This is a genomic window from Microbispora sp. NPDC046933, assembly GCF_040644635.1.
Taxonomy (GTDB): Bacteria; Actinomycetota; Actinomycetes; order Streptosporangiales; family Streptosporangiaceae; genus Microbispora.
In genome coordinates, this window is the sequence record NZ_JBEYWW010000021.1 from 48,678 (window position 1) to 64,452 (window position 15,775).

The following is a 15,775-nucleotide window of genomic DNA, read 5'->3' on the forward strand; positions in this document are numbered from 1 at the left end:
CGATGTCCGTCACGGTTCGCCGCGTGTACGAGGACCCCGCGCCCGGGGACGGGACACGGGTGCTGGTCGACCGGGTGTGGCCGCGCGGCCTCACCAAGGAGGCCGCCCATCTGGACGAATGGCTCAAGGACGTGGCGCCGTCCGGCGCCCTGCGCTCCTGGTATGGCCACGTCCCCGAGAGGTTCGGCGAGTTCCGCAGCCGCTACCTGGCGGAGCTGGACGATCCGGAGCGGCACGCCGCCCTCGACCGGCTGCGGCGTCTCATGGAGAGCGGGCCGCTGACCCTGCTCACCGCGACCAGGGACGTCGAGCACAGCCAGGCCGCCGTCCTCGCCGAGGTCCTGTCCGGCCACTCGTTGCAGTGATCCGCAAGCTGGCTCCCATTCGGGCCGGAGACCATGGGCGCCTTCCGATCACACAACGAGGTGTCATGTGAGACGTCCAGCGTTCCTCCGAAGGCTCGGGACCGCCGGTGTGCTGCTGGCGGGGCTGCTCCTCGCCGTACCCGTGCAGCAGACGGCCGCACAGGCGGCGGTCACGGCGACCACGGAGCCCAGCCCCACTCCGGCGGCGAACCCGGGGGTGATCGCGTCGCAGATGCAGGTCACCCCGTCCGCCTACACCGGCCCGTGCGACGAGACGGAGTTCGGCCTGAGTCACCAGGTTTCAGCGAATATCACCGTCTCCGCGCCGATGACCGTGAAGTACGTCTGGGTCAACCAGCAGGAGATGCCCTGGCCCGGTCCCGAGCCCGTCTCCGTGACGTTCGACGCGCCAGGAACCAAGACGGTCGTCAACGGCTTCGTCCGAGCGACGAGTCTCAGGGGCTACATGCGCCTCAGAGTCGTCGAGCCGGCCGGCGTTCCCGAGACCCAGAACGCGGTGTTCGACACGGTCTGCGTCAAGCCGACGGTGTCCGACATCAGCAAGCAGCGCACCGACGAGAACGAGGTGTGCGGCGCTGGCCGGCTCGCCGAGCTCACGCTCAGCGCGAAGCTCACCGTGACCGACGGCCCCTCCACCGTCGGCTACCGCTGGTACCGCCGGAGCAACCTGACCCGCAACCAGTGGGTGTACCTCGGCGCCGGGAGCACCACCTTCACCTCGACCGGGGCACAGGAGAAGACCATCAGCACCCGATACAGCACGGGCGTGTCGGAGAGCGGCTACTTCAAGGTGGAGCTCTCCTCCCCCTACCAGGGCCTCGGCCAGGGCACCTTCATCGTTACCTGTAGCACCAAGAACGACCTGTGACGACCGCGGAGGGCGGCACACCAGGTGGACCGCCCTCCACCGCGGGCTCGCTCAGTGGACCTCGCGGGTCCGGCGGCCGCCGGTGAGGTCGAGCCGGACCATCGCCGGGAGGCGGCGCAGGCCGAGTGTGGTGCGCAGGTCCGGGACGGCCTCGTCGTGCAACCGCGTGACCAGTGCCCCGAGGTCGGCCGGTTCCACGGCGGAAATGCCGAGGTCGAGGTGCGGGTCGTCGGACGGGCCGCGCAGCACGGCGTGCGCCCTGCGCACCTCCGGATAAGCGCTGACCTGCTCGGCCAGGGCCTCGCTCGCGGGATGCGCGTCGACCTCGGTCACCCCGGACGTGTCCGACTCCAGGCGCAGCCGACGCGGCCGGTCGACCCGCAGCAGCGCCAGCAGCCAGGCCAATCCGATGAGCCCGATCACGAATGCGATGGCGGCCACGACCGGCCAGAACCACGGCGCCGTCGCCGCCAGGTTCCTGGCCCCGGCGTCCACCACCGGCCCCCGCACCGCGGCGCCGCCGAACGCGCCCAGCGCCCGCGCGAGCGCGAGGCCGCCCGCGGCCAGCAGGACCAGGCCGAACAACGCCAGGCCCGCTCGGTTGCCCTTGCCCGATCTCGTCTTCACGGTCCTGCCTCCTTCGCCTAGGACGGGCCGTGGACGCGCAGGTTCAGCGAGACGCGGTGGGCGGGGGCGAGCCGGGCCAGCTCGTCCTCGACGGCCGCACGCACGCGCTCCCCGAGCGCAGTCGTGTCGCGCAGGTCCGTTCGGACCGACACGTCCGCGTGCCAGCCGCGCATCCGCGCCCCGGCCGAGCGCACGCCGTCCACCTGGTTCGCCCTGACTCTCAGCGCCCGCGCCAGCGCGCGGCGCGGCAGGCCGACCACCAGGTCGGGGTCCCCGGTGCGCAGCGCGACCATCCGCCCACGGCCGGGGACGGCCGCGATCAGTATCAGCACCAGGCCGATCAGGGCCAGCGCGGAGGCCACCGCGAGGACCCGGGCATCGTCCCAGGCCGTGGTGCTCGCCCAGCGGGCCCACTGGTCGTACGGCACGAGCCTCACGGGGAGCCCCAGCAGCTCGGAGACCACGTGGACGGCGGTCAGCCCGCCGACCGCCAGCAACGCGAGGGCGGCGACCACGGCCGGCAGCCCCCGGCTCGGCCGGAAGGCGCGGCCGGCTCCGCCCCCGAACCCCCGCATCGGGACGAAGCGCGGCAGCTTCTCAGACGGGCCTCGGCCTTCGCTCATCGCCACCCCTCCGCTCAGGCCTTGACACGGGCTTGCGCCCGGGCTTCCGCTCGGGCACCAGCTCCACGACCTCGATGTCCACGTTCTCCACGGCGATGCCGGTGAGCTCGCGCAGGCGCCGCCGGACGTGGTCGCGGATCCTCGCGGCCAGCCGCGGCACCGGCGCCGGATAACGCACGGCCAGGTCGCAGTGGACCGCCGCGACCGCCCCGCACACCGACGCCGACACGTGGGGCCGGCCGGTCACGTGCTCGTCCTCGCTCGCCAGCTCCTCGGCGATCCTGCTGAAGGCGCGGTCCGAGATCGTCGTCCCGCGCGCCGCGGGCGCGCTCACTGCCGTCTCGGGTGCATCTGCGGCAGGTGTACGCCGCCTTCGAGCACCAGGCCGACGAGGAACCCGACGATGCCGAGGACCAGGACGATGATGAACGCGGCGAGACCGCCGAAGGCACCGACCACCCCCAGCACCGTGCCGAACAGCAGCCCCGCGAGACCCCAGAGCGGATAGCCTTCCATGATCATTCCTTCCTTCCGCCGTCGTCTGTGACCACGTCGGCGATCGTCACGTCCACCCTGCGGCCGGCCGCCAGGTCGCCGATCGCGTCGCGCACCAGGTCGGCGATCTCCGGGAAGGGCCTGCCGTACCGGGCGACGATGTCGACCTCGATGGCGTCGTCCCGTACGGCGACGCCGGGGACGAGACCACCGGGCAGGTGCGTCGCGACCACGCCGAACGGCCCCCGCGACAGGTCGGCGACGTCGGGACACGACAGCACGCGGTCCGCGATCCGGCGGGCGGAGACCGCACGTTCCTCGCCCTCCCGCCCCGCTCCCGCGTGCCGCTGTGGCGGCGGGCCTTCCGGGGAGCCGTGCCCTGCGTGCTCGGGCACCGGGACCCGCCGGTGCCCGCGTTCCGCCCCCGCACTCTCCGGAACGGCGCTCATTGGACCCGCGGCTCCCCGTCCGCGGGTGCCTGTGGCTCCTGCTGCCTCGGCAGGTGGACGTCGTCGACCGCGATGTTGACCTCGGTGACCTCCAGCCCGCACATGCGCTCCACCGCGCGGATCACGTGACTCCGCACCGCCTGCGCGAGGTCGGGGATCGCGACGCCGTACTCGACGATGAGGTGGATGTCCACGGCGGCCTGCCGCTCGCCGACCTCGACCGACATGCCCCGGGTGACGCCGTCCTCCCCGCCGAGCGCCCCCCTGATCGCGCCGAACGCGCGGGCCGTGCCGGTGCCGAAGTCGTGGACTCCGTCGATCTCGCGAGCCGCCATGCCGGCGATCTTCGCGACCACCTCGTCGGCGATCGTGGTGCGGCCCCGCTCCGTGACCAGGCTGGAGCCGCCCTGCGTCCCGAGGGACCGCCCGGGTGCCTGCTCGACGGTCGCGGTCGACGTTCTGGTCTCGGTCATGTGACTCCCCCGCTTCGAGCGCGCGGTACATACCGCTTACCGTCGATACACGCCCGTGATACCCGGTTTGCCCACAGTAATCATCCGAGGTGGGGCGAGGTTGGGTCATCGGACCCCCTCCGGCACACCAAGAGCGGCGAGCCCGGCGAGGGTCAGGACGGACAGCCCTAAGGCGGGGATCAAGTCCGACCAAAACTGCCCGGTATGTACGAGATCAAGTTTTTATGTGCCCGTCTAGGGCATTCATACCGTTCAGTCGGATCGCAGCGCCGGACGGCGAGACCGGCGGCTGTTCGGAACGGCGCTTCGGGGGCGGCCAGTAGGAGGCGCAATCATGAAAGACGGACTGAAGGTGGCCCTGGCTGTCATCGCGGGCTACTACCTCGGCCGGCACCACAAGCTGCGCCTGGCGCTGGTGCTCGCGCTGGCCATCCTCGCCGCCCGCCTCAAGGGAGAGGGAGCCGCCGGCGCCCTCCTCGAACAGGTCCCCAAGATCCTGGGCGGCGCCGCCCCCGACCTCGGCAAGATCACCGAACGCGTGCGCGGCGACCTGCTGGACATCGGGAAGGCGGCGGCCATGCGCGCCACCAGCCGCCAGATCGACAACCTGAGCGACAAGCTGCACGAACGCGCCGAGGCGCTCCGGCAGCCCAAGGGCCGGAGCCGGGCCGCGGAGGAGGAAGAGGAAGAGCAGAAGGAGAAGGAGCGTCCGGAGGAGGGCCGCCGCCGGGTGCCCCGCCGCCGCCCGCCGCAGCGCGAGCCCGAGCGCGAGCCAGAAGAGGCCTACGAAGAGGAAGAGGAGTACGAGGAGGAGCCGTACGAGGAGGAGGCAGAGGAGCCCGAACCCGAGGAGCGGCGCCGGCCCCGGATCCGTCCCACCCGTCCCGTGCTGCGGAGGAGGTGAGACCCGATGACCGAACAGACGCGGGAACGAGTTCAGGGCACTCGGCCGCCGGAGGAGGGGGCGTTGCCCACCCAACGGCTCGGGCAGGAGTTCCAGAACCTCGCCACGGCCGTGGCCGAGCGCGCGTTGTCCCGGGTCGCCGAGAGGATAGACGGTCTGGCCGGCCGTCTCACGGACTACGTGGAGCACGGCGGCTCCGGGCTGTTCACCGCGCTCACCGGGAAAGAGGGCGGCGGACGGGAGGCCCTCGGCGGGCTGCTCGGCGGTCTCACCCGCGGGCGGGACGCCCGGGAACTGCTCAGGGCGGCGGCCGACCGGCTCGGCGCGACGGGCGGAGGCGGCCTGCTCGGCGCTCTCACCCACGCTCTCACCGAGGACGGCGGGGGCGGCCACCCCGTACGCGCGGCCCTCATGGCGTACGGCAAGGAGAAGATCAAGGGCCTGTTCGGCAGAGGCGGCGGCGGGGGCAAGGCCGGCAAGGGCAAGAAGCTCAAGGTCACCAACATCGTCGAGTCGCTCGACATCGGCGCGCCGATCCGCCTGGTCTACAACCAGTGGACGCAGTTCGAGGACTTCCCGAGCTTCATGAAGAAGGTCGAGACCGTCGAGCAGAAGTCCGACGAGAAGCTCGGGTGGAAGGCGCAGGTCTTCTGGTCTCACCGCACGTGGGAGTCGACGATCGTCGAGCAGGTCCCCGACAGCAGGATCATCTGGCGGTCGCAGGGACCGAAGGGCTTCCCGGACGGCTCGGTGACCTTCCACGAGATCACTCCCGAACTGACCCGGGTCCTGCTCGTCGTCGAGTATCACCCGCAGGGCTTCTTCGAGCGTGTCGGCAACCTGTGGCGGGCCCAGGGCCGCCGGGTCCGGCTGGAGTTCAAGCACTTCAAACGGCACGTCATGACCAACGCCCTGCTGCGTCCCGACGAGATCGAGGGCTGGCGGGGCGAGATCCGCGACAGCGAGGTCGTCAAGGACCACGAGACGGCGCTGCGCGAGGAGCGCGAGGAAGCCGAGGAGTTCGAGGAGGAGGCCCCCGAAGAAGAGGCCCCCGAAGAAGAGGGCGCTGCAGAAGAGGGAGCCGAAGAGGAGGAGCCGTACGAGGAGGAAGAGGAAGAGGAAGAGGAAGAGGAGCCCGAGCGGGCGCGCAGGCCCGCCTACGCGGGCGCCGCGCCGGGCGGGCGGGCCGGGCCGCCGGTCGCCGGGAGGCGCGCGGCCGAACCCGAGGGGCGTGGCACGCGGGCGCCGGTCCGGCGGCGTGGGGCGGAGGCCGAGCGGGGCGAAGGCGAACAGCCACTTCGGAGGGGCGAGCAGGGCCGCAGGGGCGAGGAGCCCGAGGAGACGGGCGAGGCCCACGCAGGGGAGGAGCAGCCGGTGCGCCGCCGTCCCCTCGTCCGGCGCCGCCGTCCCCCGCAATAGCCAGCCCCGCAACAGCCGGCCCCGCAATAGCAGGCACGCAATTGCAGGCAACCAGTGGAGCGGCCGCCCGTACGCCGCGACGACGGCGGGCGGGGCGAGGGATCGGAAACACCACGACAGGGAACCGAGGAGGGGAAGCGTATGACGGTAGCCGTTCCACCGGCGGGTGGCGGCGGATTGCCGGGCCGGTCGTCGGGATCGGGCCTGGCCGACGTCATTGACACGATCCTGGACAAGGGCCTCGTGATCGACGCCTACGTACGGGTCTCACTGGTCGGCATCGAGATTCTGACCATCGACGTGCGTGTCGTCGTCGCGAGCGTCGACACCTATCTCCGATTCGCCGAGGCGGTGAATCGGCTGGATCTTGCATCCCAGCAGCAGGGGCTGCCCGACCTCCTGTCGAGTGCGCCCCAGAGCATCGCGCGCGGCAAGTCCAAGGGCGTGGCGCAGGGCGTGCTGGAGGCGGCCGGCGAGAAGCTGCAGGACCTCATGGCGAGCTACGCGGAGGAACCCGCCCCGCGTGCCCGCCGGCGTCGACAGGAGGATGACTGAGATGTCGGGCTCCATCAGGCAGTCCGGGGCGGGTGACCGGGCCGAGGCCCCGCAGCGCAACACCGCGTGCTACGTCTACGGCATCCTCCCGGAGGACGTGGAGATCAGCGAGGACGCCGTCGGGGTGGGCGATCCCCCCGGCCGGGTCACGATCGTCAGACACGGTGAGATCGCCGCTCTGGTGAGCGACGTCGACGTGGACCGCCCGCTCGGCCGCGCACAGGACCTGGTGGCCCACGAGCAGCTGCTCGACGAGGCCGCGGCCGAGGTCCCCGTGCTTCCCCTGCGGTTCGGCGCCGTGATGACCACGCCGGAGGCGGTCGTCGAAGAGCTGCTGGCCCCGCATCACGACTCGTTCGCGGCAGCCCTGAAGCAGATCGAAGGGCGGGCCCAGTTCGTGCTCAAGGCACGGTACGCCGAGCAGCCGGTGCTGGTCGAGGTGCTGACGGAGAACGCCGAGGCCAGGCAGCTGCGGGAACGGATCAGGCAGTTGCCGGAAGAGGTGACGCGAGGCGAGCGGATCCGGCTCGGCGAGCTGATCACCCAGATCATCGCCGCGAAGCGGGAGGCCGACACCCAGGCGGTCGTCGAGCGCTTCGAGCCCTTCACCGTCGGCGCGGTGGTCCGGGACCCCAGCCACGAGCGGGACGCCGCGCACGTCGCGTTCCTCGTGGAGAACGACCGCCAGGCCGACATCGAACGCGCCGTCGGGGAGCTGCGCTCCGAGTGGGGAGACCGGGTCGAGGTCCGGCTGCTCGGGCCGATGGCGCCGTACGACTTCGTCACCACCTGACTCATGAGGGGAGGCCGCCGTGGGACTGATCAGCCTGCTGTTCACCTGGCCGCTCGCCCCGATCAACGGCGTCATCCGGCTGGGCGAGCTGATCCAGCAGCAGGTCGAGCATGAACTGAGGGATCCGGCAGCGGTCCGGCGGCGGCTGGAGGCCATCGAGGAGGCCAGGCGCTCGGGCCAGATCTCCGAAGAGGAGGAGGCCCAGGCCGTGGAAGAGATCCTCAGGCTCATGAGCGGCCCGCGGAGGGGGTGATCGTCCATGCCTCCCCGGCGGAGAACCCGTTACGACGAGGACGCCGCGCCGTACGGGCGGCGGGCCTCCTCCGGCGTGCCCGTCGAGGAGGACGGGCCGTACGACGAGTCCGAGGGCGAAGACGAGGACGAGCGCAGGGATGAGCGCGGTGCCGAGCCGCGCCGGCGCCGGGCCGCGTTGAACGCGGTGTCCGCCGGCCGGCTCGGCCTGCGCTACATCGCGGACCTGACCTCCAAGGACACGGAGGGGGTCACGATGGTGGAACCGGTGGAGAACGGCTGGGTGGTGGACGTCGAGGTCGTCGAGGACCGCAGGATCCCGTCCACCAGCGACATGCTGTCGATCTACGAATGCCAGGTGGACGACGAGGGGAACCTCATGTCCTACCGCCGCACCCGGACCTACCGGCGCGGCACGGGCGCCTACGGCGGTGGGCTATGACCGATCCCCGCTCGCGTCCCGTCCTGCGCGAGTCGTACGCGCCGCCGGCCGTCATGGGCCGGGAGTCGACCAACCTGGGCGACATCCTGGAACGCGTGCTCGACCGGGGTGTCGTGATCGCCGGCGACATCCGGGTGAACCTGCTGGAGATCGAGCTGCTGACGATCAAGCTGCGGCTGGTCATCGCCTCGGTCGACACCGCGCGGGAGATCGGCATCGACTGGTGGGAGCGCGACCCGTGGCTCAGCGGCAGGGACCGCGAACTGGTCGAGGAGAACCGCCGGCTCCGCGAGCGCCTGAGCGCGGTCGAGGAGCGCCTGCTCGCCTGGGAGGAGCGGACGGAACTCGAACCGGGCGAGCACGCGCGCGAACGGCCGGGCGAACGGCGAGGCGAGCGCGCGGGCGAGCAGGCGTACGAACGGCCGGGCGAACGGCGAGGCGAGCGCGCGGGCGAGTGGCCCGGCGAACGGCGAGGCGACAGCCAGGCCGAGGCCCGCGCCCGGCGGCTCGGCCGGCCCGGCGGAACGGAGCCCGGCCATGAGTGAGAACCGTCCCGCCGCTCCCTCCGCCCCGCCGCACCGGGCGGAAGAGGCGCCTGTCCTGCACAACCCTCGCGAGACCGATGAGACGTGGGGCGGCGACCCCCGCACGGCGGGCGAGAGCGCCACCTCGGGCGGTCCCGGCCAGGGGGTCTACCTGTACGCGGTGACGTCCGGCGGGGAGCCCCCTCGTGACCTGCGCGGCGTCGTGGACGGCGCGGTGCGGCCCGTGCCGCACGGCGGGCTCGTGGCCCACGTCAGCGACGTGCCCCTCGACCGGTTCGGCGAGGAACCGCTGCGCCGCTCGCTGGAGGACCTGGACTGGGTGGAGGGAGTCGCCCGCGCCCACCACCGGGTCGTCGAGGCGCTGGCGGCGGCCGGGCCGACCGCCCCCGTGCGCCTCGTAACCGTCTACACCGGCGACGAGCAGGTCCGCGATCTCCTCGACCGGCGGCACGACGACTTCGCGGAGATCCTCTCGCATGTCGCGGGACGCCGGGAGTGGGGCGTCAAGGCATACCTGCGCCGGGAGAGCCGGGAGACGCCGCCCCCCTCGCCGCCCCCCTCGCCGCCCCCCTCGCCGTCCCCCTCGCCGGAGCCTTCGGCCGCCACCCCGGCCGGTGGCGACAGCCCCGGCATGGCGTACCTGCGCCGGAAGAAGGAGAACCTGCGCGGCAGGGAGGACCTGTGGCGGGCGGCGGCCGAGCGGGCCGAGCGCCTGCACGCCGAGCTGGGACAGGTCGCCGTGGCGAGCCGCCGCCACCGCCCGCAGGACCCCCACCTGTCCGGGCGGAGCGAGTCGATGGTGCTCAACGGCGCCTACCTGGTGGATCCGGCCCGCGAGGAGGAGTTCGCCGCGGTGCTCGGCGGCTTCCGCGACCGGTTCCTCGACGTGGAGCTCACCGGCCCGTGGGCGCCCTACTCCTTCACCTCGATCGACCTCGGGGCGGGCCGGGCCGGGGGCGTGCGATGACGCCCGGCGGGACCCCGGCGTACCTGCCGGAGCGGCCGCGGGGCGCCGCCCTCGCCGCCGAGGGCCGCCTGCCGCCTGAGCGCGTGGCGCTCGTCGACCTGCTCGATCGGCTGCTCGCGGGCGGCGTGGTGATCACCGGTGACATCGTGCTGTCGATCGCCGACATCGACCTCGTCCGCATCTCCCTGCGGGCGCTGCTCGGCTCCGTACGCGGCACCGAGCCGTTCGACCCGCTCGGCGAGCCGTACGAGGGCGGGCGGGGGACGGACGACCTCGGCGGCAGGAGGGAGAGCCAGGATGACCGGTGGTGAGGCCAGGAGCGATCCGTGGGACAGCGCGGCGGGGCCGTGGCGGATGGGCGTGGATACCGAGGCGGGCGGCGCGGACCCATGGGAGGACAGCGCGGAACCCGGGCGGGGCAGCCCCTGGCGGCTGAACACCGACCCGGAGGCGGTCCGGCGCGACCTGAGCCGTCTCGTGCTGACGCTCGTCGAGCTGGTGCGCCAGCTCGTGGAGCGGCAGGCCATCCGGCGAATGGACCAGGGCGACCTGTCCGACGAGCAGGTCGAGACGCTCGGCCTGACGCTGATGCGCCTGGAGGAGGCCATGACCGAGCTGTGCGAGCGGTTCGACGTCTCACCGTCCGACCTCAACCTCGACCTTGGGCCCCTCGGCACGCTGCTGCCTACAGACACCGGGTGAGCATGGGTGTGTACGGCCAGGTCGCAGGGGTAGTCGGAGGGGGTCGATCGGGGCCGGAGGGAGCTGTCATGAGTGTCGTGGGCCGGGACGAGGTCCGTGCGCTGCTGGAGTCGCCGTCGCCCGACGCGACGCTGGTGCTGGTGGGCGGGCGGTGCGAGGTCGTGCCGGAGCCGCGCGCCGAGGGCCTGGTGATCGCCAGCCGGCGTGACCTGCGGAGCCTGCTGGGAGACGGCCCGGTGGACGACCGGCGGCTCGGCGAGCTCGCGGACCGGCTCGACACGGTCGCCCGCGACCTGGGGGCGTGACGGCCGACCGGTGGCCCCGTGGCGCGTGCCGGTCGTGTGGGGGGAACGTATGGGGGAGTTCGATGCGTCCGCGTACGGGCGGGCGATCGCGGACGTCTACGACGAGATGGTGGAGCACCTGCCCACCGGTCCGGCGGTGGAGCGCGTCTTCCGGCTCGCCGAGGGCGGGCCGGTCCTGGAGTTCGGGATCGGCACCGGCAGGCTGGCGCTCCCTCTCGCCGCCCGCGGCCTGGCCGTGGCGGGCGTCGACGGGTCGGCCGACATGCTGGCGGTCCTGCGGGGCAAGCCCGGCGGAGACCGCGTCCCGGTGACCGTGGGCGACTTCTCCGAGGTGCGGGTCGAAGGGCGGTTCGCGCTCGTCCTGCTGGCCTTCAACACCGTCTTCGCGCTGCCCTCCCAGGACGCCCAGGTGCGGTGCTTCCACAACGCGGCGGCCCATCTGCGGCCTGGAGGGCGCTTCGTGGTGGAGGCGTGGGTGCCGGATCCCGCGGCCTTCCGCGACCGGACGTCGCTGCGGCTGCTGTCACTCGGCGAGGACGAGGTCGTCGTCGAGGCCGCCCGGCTGAGCCCGGCCGAGCAGTTCATGCACACCACGAGACTGCGGATGACCGCGGACGGCCTGCGGTTGCTGCCGGCCAACCACCGCTACGCCTGGCCGTGCGAGCTGGATCTGATGGCCCGCCTCGCCGGGATGGAGCGGGAGCACCGGTGGGCCGACTGGTCCGGCACCCCGTTCACCGACGACAGCCGCGCCCACGTGTCCGTCTACCGCCTGCTGGAGAGCTGATGCAGTTGCCCGCGCCCCGAGGCCCCCTCACCGACCGGCTCTTCGCCGAGCTGGCCCGGCCGCCGCACGCCTTCGGCCCGCCGCCCGGCAACCCGCGCGGCGACCCGTTTGCAGACCCGTGCGCAGGCCCGTGCGCAGGCCCGTGCGGCGACCCGTTCGACGACGAGGACGCCCAGCTCGCGCTGTTCGTCTGTTACGAGCTGCACTACCAGGGCTTCGACGGCGTCGACGACCGCTGGGAGTGGAACCCGTCGGTGCTGGCCCTGCGGGAGCGTCTGGAGAGGTGGTTCGAGCGGTGGCTGGCCCGGCGCGTGCCCCGCCCGCCCGCTCCGCCGCCGCGGGAGGTGCCCCGGGCCCTGGCGGCGCTGGTGGCGGCCGACGACGGCCCCTCCCTGTCGGCGTACCTGCGCGGCAGAGCCGGCGCCGGGCAGTTCCGCGAGTTCGTGATCCACCGCTCGATCTACCAGCTCAAGGAGGCCGACCCCCACACGTGGGGCATCCCGCGCCTGCTCGGACGGCCCAAGGCCGCGCTGGTGGAGATCCAGTCCGACGAGTACGGCGGGGGCAGGCCCGAGCGCATGCACGCCGAGCTGTTCCGCGCGACCATGCGGGGGCTCGGCCTCGACGACTCCTACGGCGCCTACCTGGGCGGCGTCCCCGGTGTGACGCTCGCGATCAGCAACGTCATGTCGCTGTTCGGGCTGCACCGCCACCGCCGGGGCGCGCTCCTCGGGCACCTCGCGGCGTTCGAGATGACCTCGTCGGTCCCCAACCGCCGCTACAGCCATGGCCTGCGGCGGCTGGGCGGCGACGCCGGCGCGCGCCGCTACTACGACGAGCACGTGCAGGCCGACGCCGTACACGAGCAGATCGCCGCGCACGACCTGTGCGGCGCGTTCGCCGCCGAGCACCCCGGCCTGACCGGTGACATCCTGTACGGCGCCGCCTGCGCGCTGGCCCTCGACCGGCTCTTCGCGGAGCACCTGCTGGGCCGCTGGCGGGAGGGGCGCACCTCCCTGTGGCGGGCCGATGCAGAGGTGGCCGATGCAGAGGTGGCCGAGGCCGAGGCGACGGCCCGATGACCACGCTGGGCCGGCCCCCGCCGGAATCGGGCCGTGCGACGGCGGAGATCGACTACGTGCTGCCGCTGCGCTGGCACGACGACGACGGGCTGGCGGAGCTGACCGGCTATCTGCGCGGCCTGGCCCGGCACGCCCGGATCGTGGTGGTCGACGGGTCGCCGCCGCCGCTGTTCGAACGGCACGCGCGCCTGTGGCGCGGCATCGTCGAGCACGTGCGGCCCGACGACGACCTGAAGGTCGCGAACGGCAAGGTCGCGGGCGTGCTCACCGGCATGCGCCGCGCCAGGAGCGAGCACGTGGTCATCGCCGACGACGACGTGCGCTACGGCGCGGACGCGCTCGCCCGGGTCCGTGCCCTGCTCGACCACGCCGACCTCGTCCGCCCGCAGAACCACTTCCACCCGCTCCCCTGGCACGCCCGCTGGGACACCGCCCGCACCCTCCTCAACCGCGGCCTCGGGGCGGACTATCCGGGCACCTTCGGCGTACGCCGCTCGACGTTCGAGAAGATGGGCGGCTACGACGGCGACGTGCTGTTCGAGAACCTGGAACTCATCCGGACGGTCCGCGCCCACGGCGGCCTGGAGGTCCGCCCGCTCGACCTGTACGTGCGGCGCCTGCCGCCCGGCGCCCGCCGGTTCTGGTCCCAGCGGGTCAGGCAGGCGTACGACGACCTGGCGCAGCCCGCGCGGATGGCGGTCTTCCTCGCCGTCCTCCCCTGCGTGGGCGCGGCCCTGTGGCGACGCCGGCCGGAGTTGATCGCGGCGGGCGCGGTCGCGGCGGTCGGCCTTGCGGAGATCGGACGCCGCCGCGCCGGGGGCCGCCGGGTCTTCCCCGCCACCGCCGGCCTTTTCGCGCCGGTCTGGGTCATCGAACGTGCCACCTGCAGTTGGGTGGCCCTCGCCGCCAGGTTCGTGCTCGGCGGCGTGCCGTACGCGGGGCGGCGACTGCGGGTCGCCGCGCACTCGACGCGCCGGCTCCGCCGCCGGGCACTCGCCACCGGGTAGGCGCGCGTCCCCTTTCTTCTTGGATGAGGCGGTGGACCGGCGGCAGGGCTTTTGTCAGCCGGGCGGGTCGGGTTCGCTCGCCGCGCGGAAGCCGACCGCCTTGTGAGAGCCGTCGCAGAACGGCTTGGTCGAGGACCGGCCGCAGCGGCACAGCGCCACCGTGGCCCTGCCCGGGTCGATGCGCCGCCCGTCCTGCGTCACAAGCGTGAACGGCCCGCGCACCAGCAGCGGGCCGTCCTCGCAGGGCGTCACCGTGACCGCCGTCACCGTGGCCGGGTCCTCCGCCATGTGCTCCATGCGGTGCAGACTGCCCGGGACGGTGACGGCATAACACGTGGTCAGCGGCGAGCGGTCAGTCCCATCTCGCGCAGTGGGCGGAGGGGCTGAAGGCCCAGCACCCGGCTCGGCCCGCGGCCGGTTCGTCCGGCGCGAACGCGAACCCGGCGAACGGTGCGCTGAACGCGCCGGGGACGCCCGATGGGCTGGGCAGCCCCGCCTTCACGCTCGGCGGAGCGAAGGCCCATCGCGGCGTCGCCATGCCGCCCGTCCGCCCGCCGCCCGGGAACGCGCCGGAGTGCCCGGACGTACGGCTCCGCCAGGGCGCCAGACTCCAGCAGCCGGCCGTGCCATCGTCACCGCACCGATGGTGGGCATGGGCGACCAGCGGCGGCAGCGGCAGGTATCCCGGGATCGCGATCGGCGCGGTCGGGGGCTGTCCGCCCGCGACGGGAGGCACCACCGCGGACCGGCCGGTGAGCGACGGCACCGGGATCCCCCACGTCGGGCTGCCCGAAGACGTCGGCACAGCCGTGGGAGATGTGGGCGCCACGGACGGAAGGGCCGTCCATGTCGGCGCCGCCGTGCCGGACGTCGGGGGGACGGCGGGCGGAGTGGCAGTGGGCGGAGTGGCGGTGGGAAGCGCGGTCGAGGTGACGGTCACGCTCGGCTTGGGCTCCGGAGGCTGCTGCGTCGGCTTGTGCGTCGGTTTGTCGGTCGGCGTCGGCTTGGCTGTGGGCTTCGGCTTCGAGGTGGGCTTGGCCGTCGGCTTCTCCGTCGGCTTCTCCGTCGGCTTGGCTGTCGGCTTGGCTGTCGGCTTCGCGGTTGGCTTGGCTGTCGGTTTCTCGGTTGGCTTGGCTGTCGGCTTCTCTGTGGCCGGGGGGTTCGGCTGCGTGCTGGTCGTGGGGCCCGGGTCGGGCGAGACGGTCGCCGATGCGGTCGCGTCCGGGCTTGCCTGCGGGGTCGCGGTCGCACCGCTCTCGGCAGGTGCGGGGGTCGTGCTCGCGGCAGGTGCGGGGGTCGCGGTCGCACCGCTCTCGGCAGGTGCAGGGGTCGCGCTCGTGGCAGGTGCGGGGGCCGCAGGAGCGGCGGCCCGTGCCGCCACCCTGGCCGTCGCCGTCGCGGTGGGACCGCTGCTCGCGGTGGGGACGGGCCCCTGCGGTGCTGACGGCGAGGACACGGGCGGCGTCGCCGTTCCACCGGGCGTGTACGGCGACGGAGTGGCCGGAGGCGGCGGAGCGGAACCCCCGACGCGGCCGTCGCCGGTGGGGCGTGAAGTGCCGCCCGGCCGGTCGTCGCGGGTGTGGCGTGAAGTGCCGACCGGCCGGTCACCGCCGGTGTGGCGTGAGGTGCCGATTTGCCGGTCACCGCCGGTGTGGCGTGAGGTGCCGATTTGCCGGTCACCGCTGGTGCGGCGCGAGGTGCCGGCCTCCCGATCAGCGCTCGCGTGCCGGGACCCGTGGCGGCTGAAATCACGGGTGTCGCGACCCGTCCGATCATCCGTGCCGCGACTCCGGTCGTCGCGGTCCGGATCACGCGACTCGTGAGCCGTCCGGTCGCGGGTGGAGATGCCGCCCGATCCGTCGCCCTGGGTGTCGGACGACCCGGAGGAAGATCCAGCGGACTCGCGTGACCTGTCGGGCGGGCCGTCGGACCTGCGGGCGGAGCCGTGGGCCGCACCGGACGAGCCGTCGGACCTGCCGGAGGAGTCGTGGGCCGCACCGGACGAGCCGCCGGAGGAACCAGAGCCTGCCTTGTCCTCCGCCTCTGCGTCAGGCGCGGTGTCGTCCGCTGCGTTCCCGGCACCACCCCGTACGT

At 73.3% G+C, this 15,775-nt stretch carries 25 protein-coding genes; 17 read left to right on the forward strand and 8 right to left on the reverse strand.

Annotation, left to right across the window (positions count from 1 at the left end):
• Nucleotides 1-2 precede the first annotated feature (2 nt).
• Together ABZ857_RS26305 and ABZ857_RS26310 are read left to right on the forward strand one after the other, a co-directional pair.
• Entirely contained in the window at nucleotides 3-365 is a 363-nt protein-coding gene (locus tag ABZ857_RS26305; protein ID WP_357047208.1) for a DUF488 family protein, read from the forward strand.
• Between the two features lie 67 nt (nucleotides 366-432).
• Nucleotides 433-1,254 carry a hypothetical protein gene (locus ABZ857_RS26310; protein WP_357047210.1) on the forward strand — a complete coding sequence of 274 codons (822 nt, stop codon included), beginning with the start codon at nucleotides 433-435 and terminating at the stop codon, nucleotides 1,252-1,254.
• A gap of 51 nt (nucleotides 1,255-1,305) precedes the next feature.
• On the opposite strand, the gene ABZ857_RS26315 is transcribed toward ABZ857_RS26310, so the two are convergent.
• From ABZ857_RS26315 to ABZ857_RS26340, 6 genes are read right to left on the reverse strand one after another with little or no spacing between them, the layout of a single operon-like run.
• On the reverse strand, nucleotides 1,306-1,881 hold the full coding sequence (locus tag ABZ857_RS26315; RefSeq protein ID WP_357047212.1) for an alkaline shock response membrane anchor protein AmaP: 576 nt from the start codon (nucleotides 1,879-1,881) through the stop codon (nucleotides 1,306-1,308).
• A gap of 17 nt (nucleotides 1,882-1,898) precedes the next feature.
• Entirely contained in the window at nucleotides 1,899-2,504 is a 606-nt protein-coding gene (locus ABZ857_RS26320) for a DUF6286 domain-containing protein (protein WP_357047214.1), read from the reverse strand.
• Complete coding sequence (locus ABZ857_RS26325) at nucleotides 2,479-2,838, reverse strand: Asp23/Gls24 family envelope stress response protein (RefSeq protein ID WP_357047216.1); 360 nt, start codon at nucleotides 2,836-2,838, stop codon at nucleotides 2,479-2,481. Before ABZ857_RS26325 ends, ABZ857_RS26320 begins: the two co-directional genes overlap by 26 nt.
• Complete coding sequence (locus ABZ857_RS26330; RefSeq protein WP_357047218.1) at nucleotides 2,835-3,020, reverse strand: hypothetical protein; 186 nt, start codon at nucleotides 3,018-3,020, stop codon at nucleotides 2,835-2,837. The genes ABZ857_RS26325 and ABZ857_RS26330 overlap by 4 nt, the downstream gene beginning before the upstream one ends.
• A 2-nt stretch (nucleotides 3,021-3,022) precedes the next feature.
• On the reverse strand, nucleotides 3,023-3,448 hold the full coding sequence (locus ABZ857_RS26335; RefSeq protein ID WP_357047220.1) for a hypothetical protein: 426 nt from the start codon (nucleotides 3,446-3,448) through the stop codon (nucleotides 3,023-3,025).
• Entirely contained in the window at nucleotides 3,445-3,921 is a 477-nt protein-coding gene (locus tag ABZ857_RS26340; RefSeq protein ID WP_357047222.1) for an Asp23/Gls24 family envelope stress response protein, read from the reverse strand. Before ABZ857_RS26340 ends, ABZ857_RS26335 begins: the two co-directional genes overlap by 4 nt.
• Before the next feature lie 334 nt (nucleotides 3,922-4,255).
• Between ABZ857_RS26340 and ABZ857_RS26345 the strand changes: the two genes are divergently transcribed.
• The 14 genes from ABZ857_RS26345 (at nucleotide 4,256) to ABZ857_RS26410 (ending at nucleotide 13,681) form a co-directional block, all read left to right on the forward strand.
• Nucleotides 4,256-4,825 (forward strand): hypothetical protein, encoded by a 570-nt coding sequence (locus tag ABZ857_RS26345; protein ID WP_357047224.1) that lies wholly within the window; start codon nucleotides 4,256-4,258, stop codon nucleotides 4,823-4,825.
• A gap of 6 nt (nucleotides 4,826-4,831) precedes the next feature.
• Nucleotides 4,832-6,244 (forward strand): SRPBCC family protein, encoded by a 1,413-nt coding sequence (locus ABZ857_RS26350; RefSeq protein WP_357047226.1) that lies wholly within the window; start codon nucleotides 4,832-4,834, stop codon nucleotides 6,242-6,244.
• A 141-nt stretch (nucleotides 6,245-6,385) separates the two neighbouring features.
• Entirely contained in the window at nucleotides 6,386-6,799 is a 414-nt protein-coding gene (gene gvpJ, locus ABZ857_RS26355) for a gas vesicle protein GvpJ (protein ID WP_357047228.1), read from the forward strand.
• A gap of 1 nt (nucleotide 6,800) precedes the next feature.
• Entirely contained in the window at nucleotides 6,801-7,592 is a 792-nt protein-coding gene (locus ABZ857_RS26360; RefSeq protein WP_357047230.1) for a GvpL/GvpF family gas vesicle protein, read from the forward strand.
• A gap of 19 nt (nucleotides 7,593-7,611) precedes the next feature.
• Nucleotides 7,612-7,845 carry a gas vesicle protein GvpG gene (locus ABZ857_RS26365; protein WP_357047232.1) on the forward strand — a complete coding sequence of 78 codons (234 nt, stop codon included), beginning with the start codon at nucleotides 7,612-7,614 and terminating at the stop codon, nucleotides 7,843-7,845.
• A 6-nt stretch (nucleotides 7,846-7,851) separates the two neighbouring features.
• Complete coding sequence (gene gvpO, locus ABZ857_RS26370) at nucleotides 7,852-8,286, forward strand: gas vesicle protein GvpO (protein ID WP_357047234.1); 435 nt, start codon at nucleotides 7,852-7,854, stop codon at nucleotides 8,284-8,286.
• Complete coding sequence (locus tag ABZ857_RS26375) at nucleotides 8,283-8,831, forward strand: gas vesicle protein (protein ID WP_357047237.1); 549 nt, start codon at nucleotides 8,283-8,285, stop codon at nucleotides 8,829-8,831. Before gvpO ends, ABZ857_RS26375 begins: the two co-directional genes overlap by 4 nt.
• Nucleotides 8,824-9,798: a GvpL/GvpF family gas vesicle protein gene (locus ABZ857_RS26380; protein WP_357047239.1), complete on the forward strand. Its 975-nt coding sequence runs from the start codon at nucleotides 8,824-8,826 to the stop codon at nucleotides 9,796-9,798. Before ABZ857_RS26375 ends, ABZ857_RS26380 begins: the two co-directional genes overlap by 8 nt.
• Nucleotides 9,795-10,109: a gas vesicle protein gene (locus tag ABZ857_RS26385; protein WP_357047241.1), complete on the forward strand. Its 315-nt coding sequence runs from the start codon at nucleotides 9,795-9,797 to the stop codon at nucleotides 10,107-10,109. The genes ABZ857_RS26380 and ABZ857_RS26385 overlap by 4 nt, the downstream gene beginning before the upstream one ends.
• Nucleotides 10,096-10,500: a gas vesicle protein K gene (locus ABZ857_RS26390; protein WP_357047243.1), complete on the forward strand. Its 405-nt coding sequence runs from the start codon at nucleotides 10,096-10,098 to the stop codon at nucleotides 10,498-10,500. Before ABZ857_RS26385 ends, ABZ857_RS26390 begins: the two co-directional genes overlap by 14 nt.
• A gap of 68 nt (nucleotides 10,501-10,568) precedes the next feature.
• On the forward strand, nucleotides 10,569-10,805 hold the full coding sequence (locus ABZ857_RS26395) for a hypothetical protein (RefSeq protein ID WP_357047245.1): 237 nt from the start codon (nucleotides 10,569-10,571) through the stop codon (nucleotides 10,803-10,805).
• Nucleotides 10,806-10,854: 49 nt separating this feature from the next.
• Nucleotides 10,855-11,592 carry a class I SAM-dependent methyltransferase gene (locus ABZ857_RS26400; protein ID WP_357047246.1) on the forward strand — a complete coding sequence of 246 codons (738 nt, stop codon included), beginning with the start codon at nucleotides 10,855-10,857 and terminating at the stop codon, nucleotides 11,590-11,592.
• Complete coding sequence (locus tag ABZ857_RS26405) at nucleotides 11,592-12,674, forward strand: iron-containing redox enzyme family protein (protein WP_357047248.1); 1,083 nt, start codon at nucleotides 11,592-11,594, stop codon at nucleotides 12,672-12,674. The genes ABZ857_RS26400 and ABZ857_RS26405 overlap by 1 nt, the downstream gene beginning before the upstream one ends.
• Nucleotides 12,671-13,681: a glycosyltransferase family 2 protein gene (locus ABZ857_RS26410; protein ID WP_357047250.1), complete on the forward strand. Its 1,011-nt coding sequence runs from the start codon at nucleotides 12,671-12,673 to the stop codon at nucleotides 13,679-13,681. Before ABZ857_RS26405 ends, ABZ857_RS26410 begins: the two co-directional genes overlap by 4 nt.
• A 54-nt stretch (nucleotides 13,682-13,735) precedes the next feature.
• Here ABZ857_RS26410 and ABZ857_RS26415 read toward each other — a convergent pair whose 3' ends face one another.
• The gene (locus tag ABZ857_RS26415) at nucleotides 13,736-13,978 is read right to left on the reverse strand and encodes a CDGSH iron-sulfur domain-containing protein (protein WP_357047252.1); all 243 of its coding nucleotides are present in this window, start codon (nucleotides 13,976-13,978) and stop codon (nucleotides 13,736-13,738) included.
• A gap of 55 nt (nucleotides 13,979-14,033) precedes the next feature.
• On the reverse strand, nucleotides 14,034-14,447 hold the full coding sequence (locus ABZ857_RS26420) for a hypothetical protein (protein WP_357047254.1): 414 nt from the start codon (nucleotides 14,445-14,447) through the stop codon (nucleotides 14,034-14,036).
• Here ABZ857_RS26420 and ABZ857_RS26425 point away from each other — a divergent pair.
• Complete coding sequence (locus ABZ857_RS26425) at nucleotides 14,434-15,504, forward strand: hypothetical protein (RefSeq protein WP_357047256.1); 1,071 nt, start codon at nucleotides 14,434-14,436, stop codon at nucleotides 15,502-15,504. The genes ABZ857_RS26420 and ABZ857_RS26425 overlap by 14 nt on opposite strands.
• The last annotated feature ends 271 nt before the right edge of the window (nucleotides 15,505-15,775 follow it).